At 74.4% G+C, this 23,224-nt stretch carries 18 protein-coding genes; 6 read left to right on the top strand and 12 right to left on the bottom strand.

What is annotated here, in order from left to right:
- Positions 1-12 precede the first annotated feature (12 nt).
- The 3 genes from AB7J25_RS13710 to AB7J25_RS13700 form a co-directional block, all read right to left on the bottom strand.
- The gene (locus AB7J25_RS13710) at positions 13-3,240 is read right to left on the bottom strand and encodes a bifunctional cytochrome P450/NADPH--P450 reductase (RefSeq protein WP_428508844.1); all 3,228 of its coding nucleotides are present in this window, start codon (positions 3,238-3,240) and stop codon (positions 13-15) included.
- A gap of 122 nt (positions 3,241-3,362) precedes the next feature.
- Positions 3,363-3,848, bottom strand: coding sequence for a pyridoxamine 5'-phosphate oxidase family protein (locus AB7J25_RS13705; RefSeq protein ID WP_428508842.1), 486 nt, complete (start codon positions 3,846-3,848; stop codon positions 3,363-3,365).
- Positions 3,849-3,868: 20 nt separating this feature from the next.
- Positions 3,869-4,285, bottom strand: coding sequence for a CBS domain-containing protein (locus AB7J25_RS13700; protein ID WP_428508840.1), 417 nt, complete (start codon positions 4,283-4,285; stop codon positions 3,869-3,871).
- A 284-nt stretch (positions 4,286-4,569) separates the two neighbouring features.
- On the opposite strand from AB7J25_RS13700, the gene AB7J25_RS13695 reads away from it, so the two are divergent.
- Positions 4,570-5,325: a DUF4389 domain-containing protein gene (locus tag AB7J25_RS13695; RefSeq protein WP_428508838.1), complete on the top strand. Its 756-nt coding sequence runs from the start codon at positions 4,570-4,572 to the stop codon at positions 5,323-5,325.
- A gap of 149 nt (positions 5,326-5,474) precedes the next feature.
- Entirely contained in the window at positions 5,475-6,299 is an 825-nt protein-coding gene (locus tag AB7J25_RS13690; protein WP_428508836.1) for a hypothetical protein, read from the top strand.
- A 25-nt stretch (positions 6,300-6,324) separates the two neighbouring features.
- Here the strand turns inward: AB7J25_RS13690 and AB7J25_RS13685 are convergent, their stop codons facing one another.
- The 3 genes from AB7J25_RS13685 to AB7J25_RS13675 form a co-directional block, all read right to left on the bottom strand.
- Positions 6,325-7,161, bottom strand: a complete 837-nt coding sequence (locus tag AB7J25_RS13685) for an alpha/beta hydrolase (RefSeq protein ID WP_428508834.1) — start codon at positions 7,159-7,161, stop codon at positions 6,325-6,327.
- A 95-nt stretch (positions 7,162-7,256) separates the two neighbouring features.
- The gene (locus tag AB7J25_RS13680) at positions 7,257-7,916 is read right to left on the bottom strand and encodes an HAD family hydrolase (protein WP_428508832.1); all 660 of its coding nucleotides are present in this window, start codon (positions 7,914-7,916) and stop codon (positions 7,257-7,259) included.
- Positions 7,917-8,413: 497 nt separating this feature from the next.
- Positions 8,414-8,683: a GlsB/YeaQ/YmgE family stress response membrane protein gene (locus AB7J25_RS13675; RefSeq protein WP_428508901.1), complete on the bottom strand. Its 270-nt coding sequence runs from the start codon at positions 8,681-8,683 to the stop codon at positions 8,414-8,416.
- A 160-nt stretch (positions 8,684-8,843) separates the two neighbouring features.
- On the opposite strand from AB7J25_RS13675, the gene AB7J25_RS13670 reads away from it, so the two are divergent.
- The gene (locus AB7J25_RS13670; protein WP_428508831.1) at positions 8,844-9,482 is read left to right on the top strand and encodes a hypothetical protein; all 639 of its coding nucleotides are present in this window, start codon (positions 8,844-8,846) and stop codon (positions 9,480-9,482) included.
- Between the two features lie 16 nt (positions 9,483-9,498).
- On the opposite strand, the gene AB7J25_RS13665 is transcribed toward AB7J25_RS13670, so the two are convergent.
- A complete protein-coding gene (locus tag AB7J25_RS13665) occupies positions 9,499-9,984 on the bottom strand; it encodes a pyridoxamine 5'-phosphate oxidase family protein (RefSeq protein WP_428508829.1) in 486 nt (161 codons plus the stop codon).
- Positions 9,985-10,185: 201 nt separating this feature from the next.
- On the opposite strand from AB7J25_RS13665, the gene AB7J25_RS13660 reads away from it, so the two are divergent.
- The 3 genes from AB7J25_RS13660 (at position 10,186) to AB7J25_RS13650 (ending at position 15,168) form a co-directional block, all read left to right on the top strand.
- Entirely contained in the window at positions 10,186-11,295 is a 1,110-nt protein-coding gene (locus tag AB7J25_RS13660; RefSeq protein WP_428508899.1) for a metallophosphoesterase, read from the top strand.
- Positions 11,296-11,353: 58 nt separating this feature from the next.
- Complete coding sequence (locus AB7J25_RS13655) at positions 11,354-13,723, top strand: xanthine dehydrogenase family protein molybdopterin-binding subunit (RefSeq protein WP_428508898.1); 2,370 nt, start codon at positions 11,354-11,356, stop codon at positions 13,721-13,723.
- A 272-nt stretch (positions 13,724-13,995) separates the two neighbouring features.
- The gene (locus AB7J25_RS13650; RefSeq protein ID WP_428508827.1) at positions 13,996-15,168 is read left to right on the top strand and encodes an extracellular catalytic domain type 1 short-chain-length polyhydroxyalkanoate depolymerase; all 1,173 of its coding nucleotides are present in this window, start codon (positions 13,996-13,998) and stop codon (positions 15,166-15,168) included.
- A gap of 172 nt (positions 15,169-15,340) precedes the next feature.
- Here the strand turns inward: AB7J25_RS13650 and AB7J25_RS13645 are convergent, their stop codons facing one another.
- From AB7J25_RS13645 to AB7J25_RS13625, 5 genes are all read right to left on the bottom strand, one after another.
- Positions 15,341-17,632, bottom strand: coding sequence for a molybdopterin-dependent oxidoreductase (locus tag AB7J25_RS13645; protein ID WP_428508825.1), 2,292 nt, complete (start codon positions 17,630-17,632; stop codon positions 15,341-15,343).
- Between the two features lie 59 nt (positions 17,633-17,691).
- Complete coding sequence (locus AB7J25_RS13640) at positions 17,692-19,836, bottom strand: helix-turn-helix domain-containing protein (RefSeq protein ID WP_428508823.1); 2,145 nt, start codon at positions 19,834-19,836, stop codon at positions 17,692-17,694.
- A gap of 72 nt (positions 19,837-19,908) precedes the next feature.
- Positions 19,909-21,483 (bottom strand): FAD-dependent oxidoreductase, encoded by a 1,575-nt coding sequence (locus AB7J25_RS13635; protein ID WP_428508821.1) that lies wholly within the window; start codon positions 21,481-21,483, stop codon positions 19,909-19,911.
- Positions 21,484-21,974: 491 nt separating this feature from the next.
- Positions 21,975-22,562: a hypothetical protein gene (locus AB7J25_RS13630; protein ID WP_428508819.1), complete on the bottom strand. Its 588-nt coding sequence runs from the start codon at positions 22,560-22,562 to the stop codon at positions 21,975-21,977.
- A gap of 121 nt (positions 22,563-22,683) precedes the next feature.
- Positions 22,684-23,224 (bottom strand): chloride channel protein (locus tag AB7J25_RS13625; protein WP_428508817.1); only part of this gene is annotated, 541 nt, incomplete at its 5' end.

Genomic DNA, 23,224 nt, shown 5'->3' with positions numbered 1-23,224 from the left:
CGGCGGGCGGGCCTACACGACGGCCTTCTCGCCCCAGATGTCCTCGAGGTAGCGGTCGGTGGAGCGCAGGCCCGCGAGCCACGCTTCGCCGTCCGCCGCTCCGGCGCCGGTCTTGGCGCGGAACACCGCGACCAGGGCCGCCCGGACCCCGGGGGCCATGGTCGAGGCGTTGCCGCACACGTAGACCACCGCACCCTCCTGCAGCGTCGCCCACACCTGGTCCGCCGCCGCCTCCATGGCGTGCTGGACGTAGCGGTGCGGGTAGCCGTCGACCCGGGAGAACGCCGGGAGCAGCGTCGCGACACCGCTCGCCTCGAAGGCCTTCAGCTCGTCGGCGTAGAGCAGGTCGTCCTCGGGGTCGCGGCAGCCGAGGAACAGCAGCGACGTGGCGATCGGGACGCCCCGGGCCCGCAGCGACTCCCGCTCCTGGAGGAAACCGCGGAACGGGGCCATCCCGGTCCCCGCACCCACCATGATCATCGGGACGTGCGGGTTCTCCGGCGGGCGGAACGCGATGCTCGGCGAGCGGACGAAGACGAACACCGTGCCGCCGTCGGGGACCTCGCGCAGGTGACCCGAGCACACGCCCCGGTAGGTGCCGTCCCCGGAGCGCGCCGGGCCCTCCAGCACGCCGACGGTCAGCGCGACGTCGGCGCTCGCCGCGGGCGAGGAGGAGATCGAGTAGAAGCGCGGGCGCAGCGGGGGCAGCAGGTCGAGGAACTCCGCGAACGGCAGCTCGCAGTCGGGGTACTGCTCGAGCATGTCGAGCAGCGTGCGCCGGGGGATCGCGACCCGCTCCCGGTAGCGGGCCTTCGACTCGTCGTCGGTACCCGCGAGGCCCGCCAGCTCGTCGCGCGCCGGACCCTCGGGCAGGTGCGCGGCCATCGCCGCGAGGCCCGCACGGCTCGCGACGTCCTGCAGCTCGACGCAGCCACCGAGGATGGCGAGGAGCGGGTAGGGCTCGCCGACGGGCAGGTGGGTCGGCACGCCACCCGTCGCGGTCAGCGTGACGTAGTGGCCCGCATCCAGGCCGAACCTGGCGAGCACCCGGTTGATCAGGGACACGTCGTTGCGCGGCAGCACGCCGAGGTGGTCGCCCGTGCCGTAGGACGTCCCGGTGGGCAGCGTGATCTCCACGTGCCGCACGGAGCGCCCGCCCGGCTTGCCGGCGCGCGCGGTGAGCTCCCGGTTGACCCGCACGGTCGCGGCCTGGCCGCGGTAGGACTGCAGGATGGGGCTCGTCGTGCGGCGCTGCTCCAGCTCCACGGCCAGCCGTGGCCCGCCGCCCGCCGCGGCCGTCGCGTCCGCGGCCAGCCCCAGCGCGGTCCCCAGCGCGTCAAAGAGGCCCGCGTACCAGGCCTCGAACTGGGCGTCGAAGTCGCCGCGGGCGTCGCCCTCGCCGCGCGGGAACACGCGCGTCGCTCCGCGTGCCTCCAGCGCGGCGTCCACCCGGGTCGGCACGGCCTGGTAGGTCGCCGCCCAGTCCCGGTTGCCGCAGCCGAAGACCGTGTAGCGCACCCCGGTCGCCGAGCTCTCCGGGTCGTCGATCCAGGCGCAGAACCTCGCGGCGTTGTCCGGCGGCTCCCCGTTGTAGGAGGAGGTGACAACCACGACGGCGCCCTCGGCCGGCAGCTCGCCCACCGCGTCGTCCAGGGCGGCGGAGCGGGCGGTGTAGCCGCGGTCGGTGGCCTCGCGCGTGATCCGGGTGGCGAGCTCCTCCGAGGCGCCGAGGTTCGAGCCGAACAGCACCAGCAGCGGCGTGCCGTGCCGGTCGGCAGGGGCGACGGCCAGCGAGGGCGTCCGGGGCGCGGTGGCCGCCGCGGCCGGGCGCTGCGCCGTCCCCCCCGTCCGCCCCGGCCGGGGGCGGAGGGTGATCGTCAACCCTTCGGGCTTGAGGGTCAGCGACTCCTTGATCTTGAGCTGGTAGTTGGCGTGATCGACGAACTCGAAGCGCTGCATGAGCATCCCGAGCACCAGCGTCGCCTCCTGCAGGGCGAACTGGCGGCCGATGCAGGCGCGTTGACCGGACCCGAACGGCCGGAACGCGTTGGGTGGCAGGGTGTCCCGGCGCTCCGGTGCGAAGTGGTCGGGGTTGAAGTCCTCGGCGTCGGAGCCCCAGATGTCGGGCAGCCGGTGCAGCATCGGCGTCAGCGCGATGATCGAGTCGCCGGGGTGGAACGGGCCCCAGCCGCCGACCGTGTCGGGCTTGCGGGGCTGGCGGGTGAACGCCGGTGCGGTCGGCCAGAGCCGCAACGTCTCGTCGAGGATCTGGCGGACGTAGGCCAGCTGCTGGACCTGGGCGACGGTGGGTGGCACCGACGGGTCCGTGCCCAGCACCCGGTCGATCTCCTCGTGCGCGCGGGCGACGACGTCGGGGCTCTTGAGCAGGAAGCTGATCGTGAACGACAGCAGGCCACTGGTGGTCTCGTGGCCCGCGACCAGGAACGTCGCGCACTGGGCGACGATGTTGTGGTCGGGCAGCGGGTTGCCCTGCTTGTCGGTGCCGACGAGCATGTGGCCGAGCAGGTCCGTCCCGGGGTCGCCGCTCGCCTTGCGCTCGTCGAGGATCGTCTGGACGGTGTCGTCCATGTACTTCGCGTTCGCGAGCAGCTGCCGCTGCGCCCCGCGGCGCATCTTGACCGCGATCGGCAGCAGCCGCTGGCGGGCCTGCGTCTCGTGCAGCGCGCCCATCATGGCCGCGACGAAGGGGTGCTGGGAGTCGCGGTAGAACGAGTTGAACCGGTAGCTGAACCCGCAGAGCGCGATCGTGTCCAGCGTCAGCCGGGTCATGTCGGCGACGACGTCGACCGGCTCGTCCGGGTTCAGCCGCTCCCACTTCAGGCAGAGCTGCTCGGCGATGTCGATCATCGGATCGAGGTAGCCCTTCATCGCCCAGGTGCTGAAGCTGGGCAGCAGGATGTCGTGCGCCGACTTCCACAACGGGTCGTCGGTGTCGGCGGTGAACAGCCCCGCGCTCTTGTGCGTCTTGCGGAACTCGCGCTGGCTGAGCCCGACGAGCTTGTCGAAGCGGGCGTCGTCGCAGAGGTCGTCGACCATCTCCAGGCCGTGGGCGACGTAGCGCGGCCCGGTGGGGGTGTCGAGCCGGAAGATCGGGCCGAGCTCGCGGGCGAGCCGCATGAGGTCCTGGACGAGCGTCGCCTGCTTGATGTCGAACATGTTGCCCAGCAGCGGGACGCCCTTGGGGCTGGGGATGTCGTCGAGGGGCCTCGGATCCGCCATGGTGTGATCTCCCTTGCCCGTGCCACTGCGCCAGGGGTGGACTCGCGGTGCCCGGCGTGCTCGTTACGCAAGGTTGCAGACGTCTGCGGCAATCGGGTGATCCACGCTCGGTCGCGGCGGTGTCAGTCCGGCTCCGGCTCCACCCGCACGACGCTGATGTCGCCGCCCGCCAGCCGCAGCCACCTCCCGGTGATCGTCGCGCCGTGTCCGGTGGCCAGCCGCAGGACGTGGGGACGTTCGCCCGCGGCCCACGGCTCGGGAAGGTCGGCATCGGCGGTGTCGCCCGTGCCGGCGGTGCTGATGGTGGTGCTGATCTCCACGCCGTCCGTGACGACGAGCACGCTCCAGCCACCCCGCAGCGCGGGTTCGATCTGGTCGGCCTCGAAGCTGAACGGCCTGCCGTCGCGGGCGGCGGCGAGCATCTCCCCGTCGCCACACCGGACGAGGACGCAGGCCGTGCCGAGCGTGGAGTCGAGCGTGAAGTTGACCGGCCGTACCTGGATCCGCTCGTCGCGGTCCGCCCACGCCAGCCTGCCGACGGTCACGGTGCGCAGCAGGTCCAGGCAGCCCTGCCGGTCGAGGGTCTCCAGCCGGCCGCGATCGGTCATCGTCCGCCCCTGCGACCGGATCAGCTCGTCGTGGCCGCGAGGTCGTCCCGCGGCCTCTGCGCGGTGTCCGGCCGGCAGGCGAGGACGCGCAGCAGGTCGCGGCGGGTGACCACGCCGACGAGCCGCCCGCGGTCCACGACGGGCACCGACGGCATGCCGGAGTCGATGAGGTAGGCGGCGACCTCGGTGAGAGCGGTGTCGGGGGGCAGGCTGCCCGCCGGGCGCATGGCGTCGCGGACCGCCATCTCGCGCTGCTCCTGCCCGGCGTGCACGCGCAGCAGGTCGGCGTCGGTGACGACGCCGTGCACGCGGCCCTCGGCGTCGGTGACGGGCATCGACGCGAACCCGTACGCGACGAGCTGGGCTGCAGCGGCGCCGGTGGGCCAGTGCGGCCGGACGCTGATCACGGGGCGGCTCATGACGTCTCGTGCCTGCATGGCGGTCCTCCTCGACAGCTTCTCGACCCGCTCACCGGGGGTCCTCCCGGCCCGCAGGAACGACCAGGAGCGACCAGGAGCGACGCTGCCACCGGGCGGGCGAGCCCGGGAGGACCGAGGTGCCCGCTCCGAAGGGACCGAGAGTCCCGCGCGCCATCCGCTCGGTGGCGCCGTCGATCCTGCTGACGCCGTGGCGAGGCGGACCGGGAGGGGGCCCTTCGGCCCCTCGAACGCGGTGCGCGTGACCCTGGGCGGGCCGACCGTGGCGCGCGGAACCTGGCCCGATGACGACGGCCGAGGCCACCCCCAGCTCTCCGGTCCGCGTGGACGCCCGGCTGGATCCGGGCCTGTCACGCTGGCTGTGGCTGGTCAAGTGGCTGCTGCTGATCCCGCACATCGTCGTGCTGCTGTTCCTGTGGATCGCGTTCGGGTTCGTCACCCTCGTCGCCTGGGTCGCGATCCTCGTCACCGCGCGCTACCCGCGTGCGCTGTTCGACTTCGCCCTCGGCGTGCTGCGCTGGACCTGGCGGGTGCAGTACTACGGCTACGCAGGGCTGGGCACCGACCGCTATCCACCGTTCACCCTGAGCGACGTGCCGGACTACCCGGCGCGGATCGACGTCGCCTACCCCGAACGGCTCTCCCGCGGTCTCGCGCTGGTCAAGTGGTGGCTGCTGGCCATCCCGCACTACATGATCCTGGCCGTGCTCGTCGGTGGGACCCCCAGCACCAGCACCACGGAGAACGGCCTCACGATCGTGACCTACAGCATCGGCCTCCTGACGCTGCTCGTGTTCTTCGCCGCGCTGGCGCTGCTGTTCACCGCCCGCTACCCGCGAGGGATCTACAACCTGGTCCTCGGCATCGACCGGTGGTCCATGCGGGTGTTCGCCTACGTCGCGCTGATGACCGACGCGTACCCGCCGTTCCGACTCGACCAGGGCGGTGCCGAACCGCGGCCGGTCGACGCGGGCGAGGGCGCCCCGCCGCCGTCCGGGGACCGCGGAGACGCGCCCCTGTCCGGCCGGACCGGCACATGACGGGCCACGTTCCCCGCACCGGCCGAAGGGCCTTGCCGCGCCGAGACGGCGGACCCGCACGTCACGGGCCTGCACCGCACGCGGGGGGAGGGCCTTCGGCCGTCGTCGCGGCCCCGGCGCGGGGTGAGACTGCGGCGGTGGAGGCGGCAATGGGGGCAGGGCGCGTGCGAGGGGGCGGCGGGCGGGACGCCGAGGAACGGTGGCCGGAGAGCGACATCTCGGCGCTGCTGAACGCCGCGCAGGCGGCGCCCCGGCTCGCAAGTTCCCGCGGGTGGTGGGTCGAGTGCGAGGACCAGGCGATCCTGCTGCGGACCGACCTCACGCCGGACCGGGCCGGCAAGCCGGGGCTGCTGCGCAGGACGCGCATCACGGCGGGCGCGGCGCTGTTCGGCATGCGGCTCACGGTCGCGCGGCGCGGGCACCGGCCCCACGTCGCGCTCCAGCCCGATCCCACCCGGCCGGGCGTGCTCGCCGTGCTGCGCCGCGGCAGGCCGGATACGCCGTCGCCGTTCCATCGCCAGCTCTACGCGCTGCTCGGCACGTCCGACGTCCGCGCCGTGGAGGTCGACGACGCGGCCGCGCTGTACGCGCTGCGCAGGGCAGCCGGGGCCGAGGGCACCTGGTCGCGCACGACCAGCGAACCCGCCGAGGTGGTCGGGTCGCGACTGCGCGACCAGATGCCCTGGCCGCACGACGGCCCGACGCTCTACGTCACCCTCGGCGCGGAGGGCGAACCGGCCACCGCCGACCTGCGGATCGGGCTCGCCATGCAGCAGATGCTGCTCACGGCGGCCGTCCTGGGGCGGAGGGCACAGGTGAGCGCCATGTCCTTCGACGCTCCGGGGACGCACCCGAACGGGGGTCCGCCCCGGCTGCTCCTCACCCTCGAGAGCAGGCCGGCGGCAGCGCGGCGCGCGCCGGCCCACCGGATGGCCCCCGGCGCGGCCGAGTCGACGGACAGCCGGCCCGCCTAGACGACACGGGTTCCAGGACCAGCCCTCAGGTGAACCGGCGGACGAAGTCGAGAGCGGTCGTCGCGACCTCGCGCCACCCGCTGTCGATCGTGAGGGCGTGGCCCCGCCCGGGGATCTCCACGATCTCGGTGACGCCGGGGTTGCCCTGCTGGCGCTTGAACGACGCGTTCGCGATCGCCCAGGGCACGGTGTTGTCGTTCTCCCCGCTGATGATCAGCAGGGGGCCGCGGTCCGGGTTGGCGGTGTCGACCTTCGCCTCGGTCCAGGGGTTGAGGTTCGAGGTGGCCGCCTGGAACAGCGGCGCGCCCGGCGCCGGGACCGCGAAGGTCTCGTAGAGCTCCTTCGCCTCGTCCTCCGACACGGCGTTGGCGAAGGCGAAGCGGAACTGGTCGTAGGTCAGCGGGATGGCGCGGTGCCGGTTGGCCGGGTTGCCGAGCACGGGCAGGGACGCCTTCAACGCCGAGATCGGCAGCGGCAGCACCCCGCGGAACGGCGCGGGGTCGATGGCGACCGAGACCGCCGAGCAGCCGCGACCGGCCAGGATCTGCGTGAGCAGTCCGCCGAACGAGTGCCCGACGACGGCCGGCGTGCGGTCCAGCGTCCGGATGACCTCCTCGAAGTGGTCGGCGACCTGGCCGACCGTCTTGCCCGCGAACGCTTCGGGGTTCGCGTTGGCCTCCTCGACGGTCTCGGGATCGTCGGGCCATCCGGGGGTCAGCGCCGTGAAGCCCGCCTCCTCGAACAGCGTCGCCCATCTGTCCCAGCTGCTGGGCAGCAGCCACAGCCCGTGGACGAACACCACCGGCGTCCGACCGCTCGCGTTCGCCGCCTCGACCTGCTCCGCCTCGTGCGCGGTGATCATCGTCGCGTCTCCTCCACCCGGAACGCCCCCACGGGCGACCGATGCGAACCTATGGGGCGCCGCGATCGCCGTACATCCCCGAACGCCCCTGCTGCTCAGGCCTGCACGCTGCGGACGAGTGCAGCGGTGATGTCGTCGAGGGACGCGACCGTGACGTCGGCGAGCGCGAGGGCGTCCCGCGCCGGCGGGAAGGCCGCGTGCGGGACGGCGATGAGCCCCAGCCCGGCGCCGGCGGCGGAGCGCAGGCCGTTGCTGGAGTCCTCGATCGCCACCGCGTCCGCGGGCGCCACGCCGAGCAGGCGCACCACCTGCTCGTAGACCTCGGGCGACGGCTTGCCCGCGGACACCTGCTCGGTGGAGAGCGTGGCGCGGAAACGCTCCGCGACGCCGGCGGCGGCGAGGACGGTGTCGATCAGCTCCCGGGGCGAGGACGAGGCCAACCCCAGGACGAAGTCCGCGGCCAGCCGGTCCACGGCCGCCACCGCACCGGGCAGCAGCGGCAGCCGTTCCCGGTAGCGAGCCGCCATCCGGCCGACGACCTCGCGCGCCACCTCCTCGGGCGCGCCGGGCACCCCGACCGTGCCGGTCAGGTAGCTCGACCACTCGGCCGTGCTCATGCCCTGCATGGCCCGGGTCGCGCCGTCGGGCCACCCGCGCCCGGCGGACGCGGCGAGGTCGCGGCGTACGTCGTCCCAGAGCCCCTCGGAGTCGACGAGAACCCCGTCGAGGTCGAACACCACGGCCCGTACGGTCACGTGGTCGGTCTACCGCACGCGGCAGGCGACCGCCGCCGGGGGCTGGGTGCGGCCGGGCGGGGGCGCCGGGTGGGGCTCGCACAGGTGTTCGGTGCTCGCGCCACACGGTGGCCGGGGGTGTCGGGTCGGGTGGCCGGGGCTGAGGTCCGGGCCGGTGCTCGCACGTGTGTTCGGTGCTTTGCCCGGTGGCCGGGGCTCGTGCCTCACCCGGTGGCCGGGGCTCGCGTGCGGGGAGTAGGCGCTCGCACGTGTGTTCGGCGCTGGCACATGTCCCGTGGTGCTCGCACATGGTGTCGGCGGTGTGTGCGAGCACCGTGCGGTGTGTGCGAGGTCGGGTCGGGCGCTCGCACATGTGTTCGGGACTCCCGGGGCGGGCCGAGCCGCGGTGGTGCCTCGTGCCCGGGACCGTCCTGCTCGAACGTCCACCGCCCGCTGCCGTTCAGGTCGCCGGTGGCGGTCACCGCGAACCCCGCGTCGGTGATCGGCTCGGTGACCGGTCAGAGCCGGTTGCGCTTGCGCCCGGTGACCTGGTTGTAGATCACGAGCACGAGGATCGCGCCGATGACCGACCCGATCAGGCCCGCCGGGTGGAAGCCGCGCAGGCCGACCGTCAGCAAGCCGAAGATCAATCCACCGACGACCGAACCGGCCACCCCGAGCAGGATCGTGCGCATCAGGCCGATGTCGTCGCGGCCCGGGACGAGCGCGCGGGCGATGAAGCCCGCGATCAGGCCGAACACGATCCAGCCGATGATCGTCCACAGCATGGCAGCCACCTCCACAGTCTCGCCGTCCTGTGAACGATCGCCCGGCCCGCACCGTTCCACCCGGGCTCAGCGGCCCTACCGGCCGGGGCGTTCGGCCCCTGCCGGTGGCGCATGCTCCTGCCGCAGGCTGGAGCCCGGGCGAGCGGAAGGGACGGGGGACATGGGCGAGGGGCGCGCCGACGTCGCGGCCGTGACCGACGAGCTGGCCGATGAGCTGCTCGTGGACCGGTACCTGCCACGGTTCGACGTCACTCTGATCGAGCACGCCGTGGCCGACGCCGACCTCGCGCGTACCTGGGAGGCGCTGCGGCGGTTCGACCTGCTCGACGTGCACTCGCCGCTCACCGACGCGGCGATGTCCGTCCGCCGGCTGCCCGCAGCGCTCGCGGCCCACCTGGGCCGCCGCCCGCCGCCCGAGCCACCGCCGCGCCTGACGCTGGGCGGCGGGCTCGCGCTCGAGGGGTGGCTGTCGCTCGGCGAGCGCGACGGGCAGGAGATCGCGTTCGGCGCGGTCGGGCGGTTCTGGCAGCCCGACATCCGGTGGTACGACGTGTCGTCGATGACGCCGGACGGGTTCGCCGCGTTCGACGAGCCCGGCTGGGGCCGGATCGCGGCGTCGTTCTCCCTGCGGCCCTACGGCCGGCACCGCACGCTGATCTCCTACGAGGCGCGCACGGCGACCGGCGACCCGCGCTCGCGGCGGCGGTTCGCGCGCTACTGGGTCCTCGTGCGGCCGTTCGTCCGGTCGATCCTGCGCGCGACCGTCGACACGCTGAAGCGCGACGCCGAGGCCCACTGAGGGGGCCAGCCGCCCCTCAGCCGCCGGGCTCGCGCCGTGCGGTGGGCAGCTTGCGGAAGTCCCAGCTGGTGATCTTCTCGGGAACCAGCCGGAGCCACGCGTGCCGCCCGTCGATCAGCACCTGCCCGCCGGTGTACTTGTCGGCGAACGCCTGCTCGACCCGCTCCAGCACGGGGTCCGGCTCACCGGTGCGCGGGATTTCCCCGACCGGCTCCACCCGGCCGCGCAGCTCGATGCCGCGCAGCTCGGCGTAGGAGTCCCCCGAGTCCACGACCGCAGCGATCCGCGGGTCGCGCTGCAGGTCCGTCCAGCGCTGCGCCCGCACGATCGACGTCAGCCACATCGCCTCGCCGTCCCAGTGGAACCACAGCGGAGTGGCGTGCGGCCCGTGCGGGCCGACCGTGGCGACGCGGCACGTCCGTTCCGCGGCGAGGTAGGTGTCGAGCTCCTCGGGGGTCATCGCGATGGTCCGGCCCCGGCGCTGGGTCTTCGGCGCGGTCATGAGCCGGACGCTACCGCCGCGGCGTTCATCTGATCGGCACAGGCGGCCGATCCCGGCGGGCGCCGCCGCCGGGCTGGCATCCTGGCGGTGGGCGTCCGGACCGGACGCGCGGGGGTGACCGGCGGGGGAGCGGGCGTGACGACGACGGGCGAGCGGGCGCCGCGGCGCCCGCGGGCGGGCAGGCTGCGGCCGCCGGCGCTTATGCTGGTGGTGATCCCGGCGTTGCTGTTCGCGGTGCCCTGGTGGGTGCTCGTCGCCGGTGGGCAGGGCTGGCCGGGACCGGTGTTCGCGGCCGCGACGGTGCTCTGCGCGGCGGGCGCCGTCGCGCTCCCGGTGCTGCTGACGCTCGGCCACGGGCGCCGCCACAGCGACGCGGCGGCCCGGGTCGGGGTCACCCTGCTCGGCGTGGTCTGGGTGGTGTTCACCTGGAGCGTGCTGGGGCTGCTCGCCGAGAGCGTGCTCGCTGCCGCCGGGGTGGCGGACCCGCTGCGCTCCCGGGACGTGACCGCCGCCGTGCTCGGCGTCGTCGCCGTGCTGCTCGTGCACGGGGTGATCGAGGCGCGGCGGGTGCCGCGGGTGCGGGAGCGGGAGGTCCGGCTGGAGCGGCTCGGGCCGGGGCTGGACGGGCTGCGGGTCGTCGTGCTCGCCGACACCCACTTCGGGCCGATCGAGCGTTCCCGTTGGTCGGCGCGGGTGGTGGAGGTGGTCAACGGGCTGCGCCCCGACGTCGTGGTGCACGCGGGCGATCTCGCCGACGGGTCCGTCGCCGCCCGGGACGGCCAGGTGCGCCCGCTGGGTGACGTGCGGGCCCCGCTCGGCCGGTTCTACATCCCCGGCAACCACGAGCACTTCTCCGGCGCGGTGCAATGGATCGAGTACCTGCAGCGGCTGGGATGGCAGCCGCTGGTCAACACCCACCGGGTGGTCGAACGCGGCGGGGATCGGCTCGTGCTCGCGGGGATCGACGACCCGACCGGCGTGGGCAAGGAACCGGGCGGCGGTCCCGACCTGCCCGCGGCGCTGGACGGCGCCGATCCGGCGTCGCCGGTGCTGCTGCTCGCCCACCAGCCCCGCCAGGTGGTCGACGCCGTCTCCGCCGGAGTGGACCTGCAGGTCTCCGGCCACACCCACGGCGGCCAGATCTGGCCGTTCCACCTCCTGGTCCGTACCGAGCAGCCGGTGCTCTCCGGGCTCAGCCGCCACGGCCCGCGCACGCAGCTCTACACGAGTCGGGGCACCGGGTTCTGGGGCCCGCCGCTGCGCGTGTTCGCGCCGAGCGAGATCACGGTGCTGACGTTGCGCCGCGCGTGACGGGCGGCCGCGTGGGAGCGTGGCATCGGCGAGGTCCGAGCCGGAGAACGGGGAGACGGTGACGCACACCGCAGCGCAGACCCGCGGATCGATCCTGGGGACGCGGGTCCGGCGGGTGGAGGACCGTGCCCTGCTCACCGGGGCGTCGACGTTCGTCGGCAACCTGCGCCCCGACGGGTTGTTGCACGCCACGTTCGTCCGCTCCCCGATGGCGCACGCGCGCATCACCGGCATCGACACGGGCCCGGCGTCGTCGCAGCCCGGCGTCGTGGCCGTGTTCACCGCGGCAGGTCTCGCGCTGCCGGCCCACCACACCTTCCTGCCCACGAACCCGCGCGTGCTGCGCCCACCGCTCGCGACGGACCGCGTGCGGTTCGTCGGTGAGGCGGTGGCGCTGGTCGTCGCGGAGTCGGTGTCGGTCGCAGCGGACGCCGCCGAGCTCGTCGAGGTAGACTACGAGCCGCTGCCCGCCGCCGTCGACCCCGAGGCCGCGCTCGCCCCGGACGCGCCGCTGCAGTTCCCCGAGCTGGGGACGAACCTCGCCACCGGCTCGCGGTCGCCCGCCACCCCGGACCCGCTCGCCGGGGCCGAGGTGGTCGTCAGGGCGCGGATGGTGAACCAGCGCGTCGCGGTGCTGCCGATGGAGGGCAACGCGATCCTCGTGGAGCCCGGCGGGGACGGCATCGTCGTACACGTCTCCACGCAGATGCCGCACCGCTTCCGCGACCAGCTCAGCACGATCCTCGGGCTGGACCCGGAGCGGGTGCGGGTGGTCGCCCCGCACGTCGGCGGCGGGTTCGGGGGCAAGGCGGGGGTGCTGGCCGAGCACACGGCCACCGTGGCGGCGGCGCGGGCGCTCCGCCGTCCGGTCGGGTGGGTGGAGGCCCGCTCGGAGAACATGGTGTCGATGCCGCACGGGCGTGGCCAGGTCGGCTACTACGAGCTGGGGCTCACCCGGGACGGCCGGATGACCGGCCTGCGGGCCCGGGTGGTCGGCGATGCCGGGGCCTACGCCGGGTTCGGCGGGTTGCTGCCCGTCGCCGTGACCTACCAGATGGTCCCCGGGGTCTACGACATCCCGGTGGTCGGCTACGCCGCCGTGGGCGTCATGACGAACACGACGCCGATGGGGGCCTTCCGCGGCGCCGGGCGGCCCGAGGCTGCCGCGCACCTGGAGCGGATCGTCGACCTCGCCGCGGCCGAGCTGGGCATGGACCCGGTGGCGCTGCGGCGGCGCAACCTCCTGGCTCCCGACGCCTTCCCGGTGCGCACGGCCGTCGGCTCGACCTACGACTCGGGCGACTACGACCTGCCGCTGCGGGAGGCGCTGCGGATCGCGGGCTACGACGAGCTGCGCGCGGAGCAGGCGCGCCGGTGCGAGCGCGACGACCCCGTCCGGCTGGGCATCGGCGTGAGCGTGTACGTCGAGATCACGGCGGGCGCGAGCGGCGGGGAGTACGGATCGGTGTCGGTGCACCCGGACGGCACGGCGACCGTCTCGGCAGGGACGTCCGCGCACGGCCAGGGGCACGCGACCGCGTTCGGGATGATCGTGTCGGACGCACTCGGCATCCCGCTGGAGCGGATCACCTACGTGCAGTCCGACACGGCGGCCGTGCCGCGCGGCGGGGGCACGAGCGGGTCGCGGTCGCTGCAGGTGGGGGGCAGCGCCGTCGCCGCGGCCGCGGAGGAGGTCCTGGAGCAGGCCCGGTCGCGCGCGGCGGCCCTGCTGGAGGCCGCGGCCGACGACGTCGCGCTCACCGCGGACGGGGAGTTCAGCGTCACCGGTGTGCCCGGCGTGACGGTGACGTGGGAGCAGGTCGCCGCGGGGGCGGAGCTCTCGGCGGGCCTCGACCTGGTCCAGGACGGGCCGAGCTTCCCCTTCGGCGCGCACGTGTCGGTCGTGGAGGTCGACATCGAGACCGGCCGCGTCACGCCGCGGCGCCACGTCGCGGTGGACGACTGCGGGCGCGTGCTCAACCCGCTCCTCGTGGAGGGCCAGCAGCACGGCGGCCTGGCGCAGGGCATCGCGCAGGCCCTCTACGAGGAGGTGCTCTTCGACCCGGACGGCCAGCCGCTCACCGCGACCCTCGCCGACTACCGGACCCCCAGCGCCGCGGACCTGATCGGCGGCGAGACCTGGAACACCGAGACCCCCACCCCGCTCAACCGGCTCGGGGCCAAGGGGATCGGCGAGTCCGCCACCGTCGGCGCCACGCCTGCGGTGCAGAACGCCGTGGTCGACGCGCTGCGCCCGCTCGGCGTGCGCCACGTCGACCTGCCCTGCACGCCGGAGCGGGTCTGGCGGGCGGTGCAGGACGCCCGGGCCGGGCGGCTCGCCGACGTGTGGCGCGAACCACCGGACGTGTTCGGGTCGCTCCCGCTGCGCGCGGGCAGCGCCGCGGAGGAGGACACCGGCGGGATCTAGCAGGGACACGTCCGGTCAACGCCCGCGGTGTGCGAGGACACAGCAGGCCCTTCGAGGACGGCGTGGCCTGCGGGAAGGCGCCCGTTCGGCGACACGGTGTGACGGGAACCGGGGTCAGTCGCGACACCGGGTGACTACCCTGGTTCGTCGCGGGGCGCTCTCGACGGGGAGCGCGCCGCCCGGGCCACCCGATCCGCCCGGGCACGGCGTGTCGCGCTCCGCGGTCCGGCGACGCACCGGCCGCCGGATTCCCGATCACTGGAGCCGCCACCATGTCCCCGCTGTCCCTGCTCTCGCGCCTGTCCCGCCGCGGCCGGGGGCGCCCGGCCCGCACGGTCGCGCGGGTACGGGAGCTGTTCGTCCCCGCACAGTCGGCCGGGTCGGCCGGGTCGTCGGTGTCACGGCCGCGTTCCTCGAAGCGGCCCGCGCCGCGGACCCTGCCGCGGACGCTGCCCCGGTCCCTGCCCCGGTCCCTGCCACACCGGCGCCGGCCGTCCCGGTCCGCCGCGGTGACCCGACCGGGCCGCTGGCTGCGCGACGTCCATGTCGGCGCGGCGGGCAGGCGGGTGTTCGACGTCTACGTGCCCGCCGTGCGCCGCCGCGGCCGGATGCCGGTCGTCGTGCTGCTGCACGGCTGTCTCCAGACTGCGGACGAGTTCGCGCACGCCAGCCGCTTCCCGCAGGTCGCGGACCGCAACGGGGTGCTCCTGGTCGTCCCGCACCAGGAGCCGTGCCACCAGGCCCGGCGCTGTTGGCGCTGGTACGAGGCTGCACACCAGCAGCGGGACGCCGGGGAGCCCGGCATCCTCGCCGGCATCGTCGCGCAGGTGCTCGACGAGCGTGAGCGCTGGCGGGCCGACCCGGCGCGGGTCTACGCGGCCGGGATCTCGGCCGGGGGAGCGATGGCGCTGATCCTGGCCGCGGCGTACCCGGACGTGTTCGCCGCCGTCGGGGTGCACTCGGCGCCGCCGTACCGGGCCGCGACCCGCCTCACCGAGGCGCTCGGCGCGATGGCCGGGCGCGGAAGCGCGCCCCGTCCGGCGGCCGGCGAGCGCATGGCACCCGTCGTGTGCCTCCAGGGCACGGAGGACACCGTCGTGCGACCGGCGAACGGCGACCAGGTCGTCGAGCAGTGGCTCGCCCACCGGGCGGCCGCCGACCACGGCGCCACCCGCACCGTCCGGTCGCGCCGGGTCCGCGGACGCAGCTCCGACGGCACCCGGTACACGGTCCGCCGTTGGTACGCCGCGCGCGGCCGCGTGTCGCTGGAGTACTGGTCCGTACAGGGCCTCGGGCACGCGTGGTCGGGTGGACAGCCGGGTGGGTCGTTCGCCGATCCGCGAGGTCCCCGCGCGGCGACGGTGATGTGGCAGTTCTTCCGCCGCCACCGGCTCGCCGCGCGGCCCCGCCGCGCATCCGCCGTGCGGGAGGCGCTCACGGCCTGATCGGATCCGCAACTCGCCCTGATCGGATGCGCAACTCGCGCGGATCGGATGCGCAACTCGCGCCCCGGCCCGCGAGTTGCGGATCCTGCGGCGGCGAGTTGCGGGTTTCGCCGCCGCGAGTTGCGCATCCCGTGGCGGCGAGTTGCGGGATCGTCGGGCCGGCAGCCGCCCGTCAGGGCGCGCCCGGCACCGGACCGTCGACCCGCTGCACCTCGACGAGGGCGCGCGAGCCCGCGCAGCCTTGGGACAGGCCCGAGGAGCCGACGTCCGGCGTGAGCACGTTCACGTTGCCCGCGGTGCACAGCACCGGCGTGCCGCCCGGGTCCTCGACCGGGGTGAACCAGGCGCCCGTGGACATCTGGACGACGCCGGCGAGCAGGGCGTCGTCCACCCGCAGGCCGGCGAGGCACGCGCCGCGCTCGTTGAACACCCGGACGAGGTCGCCGTCGGCGAGCCCGCGGACGTCGGCGTCGTCGGGGTGCATCCGCAGCGGCTCGCGGCCCGCGACCTTGCCCGCCGCGCTGTGCGGGCCGAAGTCCAGCTGGCTGTGCAGGCGGGTCGCCGGGTTGTTCGCGAGCAGTACCAGTGGGAAACGCACGGCCCGGGCGGCGCCGTGCCACTCGCCGGGTTCGAGCCACACCGGGTGGCCGGGGCAGTCCGCCAGGCCGAAGCCCGCGACGGTCGCGGAGTGCAGCTCGATGCGCCCGCTGGGCGTGGCCAGCGGATGGGCCACGGGGTCCGAGCGGAAGCTCGCGAGCAGCACGGCGTCCGGCGGGGGAGCCAGCTCGACCCGCCCGGCGGCCCAGAACGCGTCGAAGTCCGGGACCCGTTCCGCCCCGACGCGGCCCCGCCAGCCCTCGTAGAGATGGTGCAGCCAGCCCGCGGCGTCGCGGCCTTCGGTGAACCGCTCCGCGACGCCGAGCCGGCAGGCCAGCGCGGAGAAGATGTCGTAGTCGTCGCGGGCCAGTGCGTACGGCGCGGCGTGGCGGTGCATCGCCGTCAGGTACGGGTCGGTGCGCGCTGCCCCGATGTCGTCGCGTTCCAGCGTCACCGTCGAGGGCAGGACGATGTCCGCGTGCCGGGCGGTGGCGGTCCGGTACGGCTCGTGCACGACGACGGTGGCCGCGGCCCGGAACGCCCGCTGCAGCCGGGCCAGGTCCTGGTGGTGGTGGAACGGGTTGCCGCCGCACCAGTAGACGAGCTCGATCCGCGGGTAGCGGCGGCGTTCGCCGTCGTAGTCGTAGGTCTCGCCGGGGCGCAGCAGCATGTCGGCGACGCGGGCGACGGGCACGGCCGTACGGACGGGGTTGGCCAGCCGGGACAGGGTCGGGGGCGACACCGCGGCCAGTGGAGCGCCGCTGTCGGCCATCGACCCGTACCCGTGCCCGAACCCGGCGCCGGGCAGCCCGATGCGCCCCAGCAGCGCGGCCAGCAGCACGGCCGCCCACACCGGCTGCTCACCGTGCTCGGCGCGCTGCAGCGACCAGCCCACCGTCACCATCGTGTGCCGTGCCGCCATCTCGCGGGCCAGCGCGGTGATCGTGTCCGCCGGGACACCGCAGATCTGTTCCGCCCACCCCGGGGTCTTCTCGACGCCGTCGGCGCTCCCGTCCAGGTAGGCCAGCGCCTCCGGCCCGCCCGCGCAGTGGGTCGACAGGAAGGCCGCGTCGTGCAGGCCCTCGGCGACGAGGACCCGGCACAGCGCCAGGATCAGCGCGGGGTCGGTGCCCGGGCGCACCGGCAGCCAGCGCGCGCGCAGGTCGGGCGGCATGTCCGAACGGTCCGGGCCGGCCAGCACGACCTCGGCGCCGCGGTCCACGAGCTCGGCGAGGTGGCCCACCGAGCGGTGCGCCGTGACCCCGCCGGGCGCCACCGCGAGGTTCTTCGCGGGGATGCCACCGAAGCACACCAGCAGCTCGGTGTGCTTCGCGAGCAGCGGCCAGGCCGTGAGCGAGCGCAGCACGTCGGCGCGGCGGCCGAAGATGTGCGGGAGCAGCACCTCGGACGTGCCGACGCTGTAGGTGTTGACCGAGCGGACGTAGCCGCCCAGGCAGGCGAGGAAGCGGTGCACCTGGCTCTGCGCGTGGTGGAACCGCCCGGCGCTCGACCAGCCGTAGGAGCCGCCGTAGACGGCCTCCGGGCCCGGGCCGTCGTAGACCCGGCGCAGCTCGGCGGCCAGCCGGTCCAGGACCTCGTCCCAGCCCAGCGCGACGAACTCGCCCCCGTGGCCGTCGCTGCCGCGGCGCTCGTCCGGCCCGGGTCCGTCCTCCAGCCAGCCGCGGCGCACCATGGGCGAGGCGACCCGCAGCGGGTGGCGCAGCGCTCCGACGAAGTTCCCCAGCAGCGGGGACGGGTCGGGGTCCGCCGGGTCGGGCCGCACGGCGGTGATCTCGCCGCGGGCGTCGACGTCGGCGGCGAAGGCGCCCCAGTGGGACAGGTGCTTGCGCGTGATCGGTACGGCCACCGTCCGATGGTCCCTGCCCGGCGCGGCGCGCGCATCCGGCGGACGGTCCGACCGGGCCTTCACGGACGCCCCCGCATGTCGAGGATCTTGAGCGCCAGCTGGGCGTTGAAGCGGTCCTCCTGGCGGGTGGTGACGATGCCGGCCAGGGTCTCGATGCGGCCGAGCCGGTAGCTCATCGTCTTCGGGTGGATGCACAGCGACCGCGCCGCCCGCTGGACGCTCCCGTCGCAGTCCAGGTAGGCACGCAGCGTCCCGACGAGATCGGCGCCGTGGTCGCGGTCGTAGGCGAGCAGCACCCCGAGCTGCTGCTCCGCGTAGCGGTCCAGGTCCTCGCCGAGTGCCGGTTCGAGCAGGAACTGCACCGCGCCGAGATCCTCGAAGACGACCACCGGCGCCTCCGGCGGGCGGGTCGCCGCCTTCGCGTAGGTCGCCTGCCTGCCGGCGACGCCGTACTGCGCGATGCCGTGCACCGCCGCGCTGACGCCCAGCGTGAGCTCCCGGTCCAGCTCCGGGCCCAGGGCGCAGAGCTCGTGGCCCATCCGCCGCACCACCTCGGGCGGGCGGTCCGGGACGATCATCGCCAGAGTGTCCCCGCGCCAGCCCATCGGCGCGTGCACCCCGTGCCCGGCGAGCAGGCGGGACGTCCGGCGGGCGAGCTCGGTGCGCAGGTGTTCGATGCCCTCCGGGGAGCTCGTGCCCCGGCGCGCGCGGGGGTCGGTGCCGCGGGCCGAGAGCAGCAGCACCCGCGCGGCGGCCGGCAGCTCGCGCGCCAGCTGGCGCGACCGCACGAGCGCGTCCGCCCCGTCGACGATCCGGCCGTCGAGGAGGTCCCACACGAACTCCGACTCCAGGCGCCGCCCCGCCCCCGCCACCGCGTCCTGGCGCGAGAGCAGCAGCGCGCAGGCGACGGCCGCCTGCTCGATCGCGATCACGTCCCGGGTCGCGACCGGCATCCGCGTGGCGACGGCCAGCTCACCCCAGCGCAAGGCGGCCGAGCGCACCGTCACCGCGATCGCGTGCCTGCCCTCGCGGTCCGGGCCGAGCAGGACGGCCTCCGTCCCGAGCCGGGGGAGGTCGGCGCCGTCGCCGGCGGTCAGCAGGTCGGCCAGCCACCCGCCCCGGCCGGCCGAGGTGCCCTCGACCCCGACGAACCGGACGGGCTGGTCGGTGATGGCGGCCAGCGCCCCCACGACCGACTCGAGGTCCGCACCGTCGGCGACCAGCCGCACCAGCCGCTGGTGGATCTCGAGGGTCTGGCGGGCCTCCTCGTAGCGCTCGGAGAGGGCCTCGTTGGCCGTCATCAGCTGCCCGGAGAGCTCGCGCAGCCGCTCCTCGGCGAGCGTGCGCTGCACCCCCAGCGCGGCGAGGTCGGCGAGGGTGCCGATCTGCTCGACGTCCTCGTCGGTGTAGTGCGAGCGCCTGCGCCGCCAGGCGGCGAGCACCCCGACGGTCGTGCCCCCGACCCGCATCGGCGCGCCGATCGCGGCCTGCGTCCCCTCCATGCTGGCGAGCGGGACGAGCGCCCTGCTCACGACGGGGTCGGTCGTCCAGTCGTCGGTGCGGTACACCTCGCCGGTGGCGTAGACGTGGCCGATCAGGCTCTCGCCCCGGGCCAGCCGCAGCCGGGCGGTGTCGATCGTGCGGTGGCCGACCACCGCCTTGGCCTCGACGGCCTCCCCGTCCGCCGTGGCGAGGAACACCCCGGCGATCTCGGCGCGCAGCACGTCCGCGGTCGCCGTGGCCAGGCCGAGCAGGATCTCCTCCGGGTCGCTGGAGGCGAGCAGCCGGCGCGCGACGGCGTAGAGCGAGGAGAGTGCCGCCCCCGCCCGGCGCGACGCCGTCGCGGCCAGCGCGGCGAGCAGCCGCAGCTGCTCGCCGTCCTCCGTGGTCGGCCCGGCACCGCCGGCACGCCACCAGGTGATCAGGTCGATCTCGCCGTGGACCGTGACGGAGACCACCGACCGCTGCGGGTCGGTGGTCGTCCCCTCGGCGAGGCGGCGCGACGGCAGTGGCAGCGGCGGGCCGCTGGCCGCGAGCGGCACCGGCCCGGTCGGCTGCCAGCCGACCACGCTCGCACCACCCGCGCCGGTGAGCCTGCGGGCGGCGCCGACCAGGACCGCGAACACCCGGTCGGTGCCCTCGGCCCCGGCCGCGAGGACCTGCAGGCAGGTTGTCGCCCAGTCGGCAGATCCGTCGGCTGGCACAGCGCCATCTTCGCCCGCCGCGCCCCGGCCGGACAGCCCGGGCGCGACGGTGACCTGCCGGCTCAGCACCTCTCAGAGGTGGGTCAGCTTCGGCTTCCCCGCGCGCAGGCGGGAGAGCTGGACGAAGTGTTCGGGGTTGAGGAAGAGCTCGTTCATCCAGCCGAGCTGGTCGATGGTGAGCCCCTCGGGCCGGTGGATGAGGTGGTCGATGTACTGGAAGGCGTCTTTGGCGCCGTAGCCGACGTGGTGCGCCCCCACGATCCGGCGGCTGGCGCCGTCGACGACGAGCTTCTGGAACCCGGACAGCTCGGGCTTCGAGAACGCGTAGAGCATGGTGCCCTCCGCGCACGGCAGGGGCAGGTTCTCGGTGTCCAGCCCCTCGACGTACGGGGGCATCCTGATGATGATCACGTCGTCGAAGCGCTCCCTGGCCTCCTCCTCGGTGAGCCCCACCCAGGTCACCTCGTAGGTGGTGTGCAGGAAGTCCGGGAACTCGGTGTAGTCGAACTCCAGGTCCTCGCCCATGATGTTGCGCGACGCGCAGACCCCGGACTTGCGCGCCTTGAACATCTCCATCGGGCCACCGATCATGTCCCCGATCGCGTACACGCCCGGCACGGACGTCTGCATCCGCTTGTTGACCACGATCCGGCCCGCCTCGTTGACCTCGTAGCCCAGCGTCTCCTGGGTACCCTGCAGCTGAGGACGTTCCCCGGTGCCGAGGAACACGAAGTCGGTCTCCAGGTCGACGGTCTCGCCCGAGGCCAGCCGGACGGTCACGCTCGCCACCGCACCGCTGCCGTTGTCGTTGACCGAGACCGGGTGCGCGCCCTCCAGGATCGTCATGCCGCGCTTGCGCATCCCGTCGACGACGTAGCGGCGCAGTTCCTCGTCGACGTGGTGCAGCGCCTTGGTCCGCATCAGCGGCGAGCGCGACACGATCGTGGTCTCGCACCCGGTGGCGTGGAAGAACGAGCCGTACTCCATCGCGACCTTGCTGCCGCCGATGATCACGCAGCGGGTGGGCTCGTAGTCGAGCTCCTCGACGAGGCTGACGAAGTCGTACACCCCGCGCAGGTCCAGGCCGGGGATGCCCGGGTCGACCGGCCGGGCCCCCATCGCGAGGATCAGGTTGCGCGTCGTGAACGTGCGCCCGGCGGCCTGCACGGTGTTCTTGTCGATGACGGTCGCCCGGGCGTTGAGGACGTACTCGACGTCGAGCTGCTCCTTGGTCTGCCAGTTCATGAACGCGTGCGCGCTGCCGCGCCCGTCCAGGAACAGCTTGATCATGTCCAGGATCGACGCGCGCGAGGCGTCGAACTTCGGGAAGAACAGCTCGTCGGAGAACCAGCGCATCCGGTCGAGCTCCTCGGCGGCCTCGGAGAACAGGTGGTGCGGCACGCACGCCTGGTGCGGGCACGACCCGCCGAGGAACGGCCAGGAGTCGATGATCAGCGGTCGCCCGCCCATCGCCCGCATGTAGGCCGCGCCGAACCGGCCACCCGCGCCGCCGCCCACGAAGATCGCGTCGTAGGGCTCGGGATCGTCGACCAGGTTCACCAGCGGCTCGGAATCCGGCTCTGTCAGGCTTCGGTCGATCAGCTCCATCCACTCGCCGAGATTGAGATGCTGGTTCCGGATGTCCACGTCGTCGCCCTCCGTCGCGTCTGGTGGACCGACGGTAGGTGCGCACCGTTCGCCCTGGCTTCCCGCGTACGGCTGATGTTCGTCCGATTCGTTGTCGCTGCCGGATAACCCGCGCGCCCGTCTGATGATCACCAGGGCGATCCGGCGGAGGAGACGCTTGCATCGGGGCACCTGTGTGCGTGGTGGCACATATGTGCGAGCGGTGGCACACGTTTGTGGGTGGTGGCGCACACTGCCGGCAGGGTGTGCGAGCGCCGCCGGGTGTGTGCGGGTGCCGCCGGGTGGGTGCGGGGCCCCGCCGGGTCGCGGTTGGGGGGTGGTGGCACATATGTGCGAGCGGTGACACCGACTCGCGGGTGGTGGCACACACCGCCAGCATGGTGTGCGAGCACCGCCGGGTGTGTGCGAGCACCGCCGGGTGTGTGTGGGCCCCCGGCTCCCGGTTGGGGTAATGGCACACATGCGCGAGCGGCGGGGGAGGCCGACCCGGCTCACACCGCCGGGCGGGCTCGCCCCGGCGGATCCGCCGCGTTCCCGTGCTCGTGGTGGTAGGCCCGCGACGACCGTGTCCCTCCGGGTCGCGGGCGGGGCTGGTGGCACATATGTGCGAGCGGTGGCACACGCTCGCGGGTGTGTGCGAGCACCGCCGGGTGTGTGCGGGGCGTCGGGTAGTAGAAGATCGTCATCGCGAACTGGTGCCAGGCCGCGGCGAAGCCCATGTTCGGCGAGATGCCCTCGGTGACCCAGCGGTAGACACCGCCGGACCAGCCGGACGCGAGCTCGGCCGAGACCAGGGCCGTCGGGACGAGGAACACGATCGCGGGCAGGAGGTAGAGGAAGACGCACGCCAGGCCGTAGACGGCCATGGTCGGTGCGGGCCGCAGGCTCGCCACCGACGACACCGTCATCAGGGCCAGCGCCATCGCGGCGATGTACTGCGGCGACGTCGCGCTGACCGAACCGCGGCCCCGCGTGTCGTCGACGCCCGATGAGCCGCCGGAACCGGACTTCTCGGCCGCCATGTCCGCCCCTTTCGTCGCGGCGCCCAGGGTCGCCGTCCGCCCGGCGGACGCGCTCATCCGACCGGGGTGACTCGCCGCGAGTTGCGCGTCTCGCCGGCGCGAGTTGACGATCTCGTCAGCGCGAGTTCCGCTTCTCGTTACCGCGAGTTGGACATCTCGTCAGCGGGCGTCCCGGGTTTCAGCGGTCGTGGCCCGGCGAGCCCTTCGCCGCCGGCCGGTCCGGGGTGACGGCGGGCTCGCCCGCCGCCGCCCGCCGCTTGCCGATGTCGTCGAGGACGGCGCCCGTGAGCCACGCGCTCGCCGCCGCGAGCACGGCGGCCGGGATGGTGTCGAAGCCCGCGGTGCCCACGAGCAGTGCCGCGAAGAGCACCGGGGCGAACAGCAGCCTGGTCTGCGCGGCCATCCCCGCTGCCGTCCCGATCGCGACGGCGGCGGTGGGGGAGACGCCGATGACGACCGTGGCGACCGCGCAGATCCCGATGCCGAGGAAGATCGGCGGGAACACCGGTCCGCCGCGGTACCCGCAGCCGAGGCAGATCCCGTAGCCGATGGCCTTGGCCAGCACCAGCAGCAGGATCGGCCCCACCGCGGTCTCCGCAGCCACCTCCGGCACCGCCGCCTGGCCCGAGAACAGCAGGGCCTGCGAGTCCCCGCCCAGCAGCCGGACGAGCAGCGCGAGCAGGCCCACCACGGCGCCGCCGCCGAGGAGGACCAGCACC

The organism is Pseudonocardia sp. (genome assembly GCF_050246655.1).
Lineage (GTDB): Bacteria > Actinomycetota > Actinomycetes > Mycobacteriales > Pseudonocardiaceae > Pseudonocardia.
The sequence above is the reverse complement of the archived record's forward strand: the minus strand, read 5'-3'. Positions and strand labels throughout refer to the sequence as shown.

Coding starts and splice junctions, on each gene's coding strand:
- AB7J25_RS13660 (WP_428508899.1), top strand. CDS start 10,186: ATGCTGGTGGTGATCCCGGCGTTGCTGTTCGCGGTGCCCTGGTGGGTG.
- AB7J25_RS13630 (WP_428508819.1), bottom strand. CDS start 22,562: ATGAGCGCGTCCGCCGGGCGGACGGCGACCCTGGGCGCCGCGACGAAA.
- AB7J25_RS13685 (WP_428508834.1), bottom strand. CDS start 7,161: ATGATCACCGCGCACGAGGCGGAGCAGGTCGAGGCGGCGAACGCGAGC.
- AB7J25_RS13690 (WP_428508836.1), top strand. CDS start 5,475: ATGGGGGCAGGGCGCGTGCGAGGGGGCGGCGGGCGGGACGCCGAGGAA.
- AB7J25_RS13695 (WP_428508838.1), top strand. CDS start 4,570: ATGACGACGGCCGAGGCCACCCCCAGCTCTCCGGTCCGCGTGGACGCC.
- AB7J25_RS13700 (WP_428508840.1), bottom strand. CDS start 4,285: ATGCAGGCACGAGACGTCATGAGCCGCCCCGTGATCAGCGTCCGGCCG.
- AB7J25_RS13650 (WP_428508827.1), top strand. CDS start 13,996: ATGTCCCCGCTGTCCCTGCTCTCGCGCCTGTCCCGCCGCGGCCGGGGG.
- AB7J25_RS13670 (WP_428508831.1), top strand. CDS start 8,844: ATGGGCGAGGGGCGCGCCGACGTCGCGGCCGTGACCGACGAGCTGGCC.
- AB7J25_RS13675 (WP_428508901.1), bottom strand. CDS start 8,683: ATGCTGTGGACGATCATCGGCTGGATCGTGTTCGGCCTGATCGCGGGC.
- AB7J25_RS13710 (WP_428508844.1), bottom strand. CDS start 3,240: ATGGCGGATCCGAGGCCCCTCGACGACATCCCCAGCCCCAAGGGCGTC.
- AB7J25_RS13705 (WP_428508842.1), bottom strand. CDS start 3,848: ATGACCGATCGCGGCCGGCTGGAGACCCTCGACCGGCAGGGCTGCCTG.
- AB7J25_RS13665 (WP_428508829.1), bottom strand. CDS start 9,984: ATGACCGCGCCGAAGACCCAGCGCCGGGGCCGGACCATCGCGATGACC.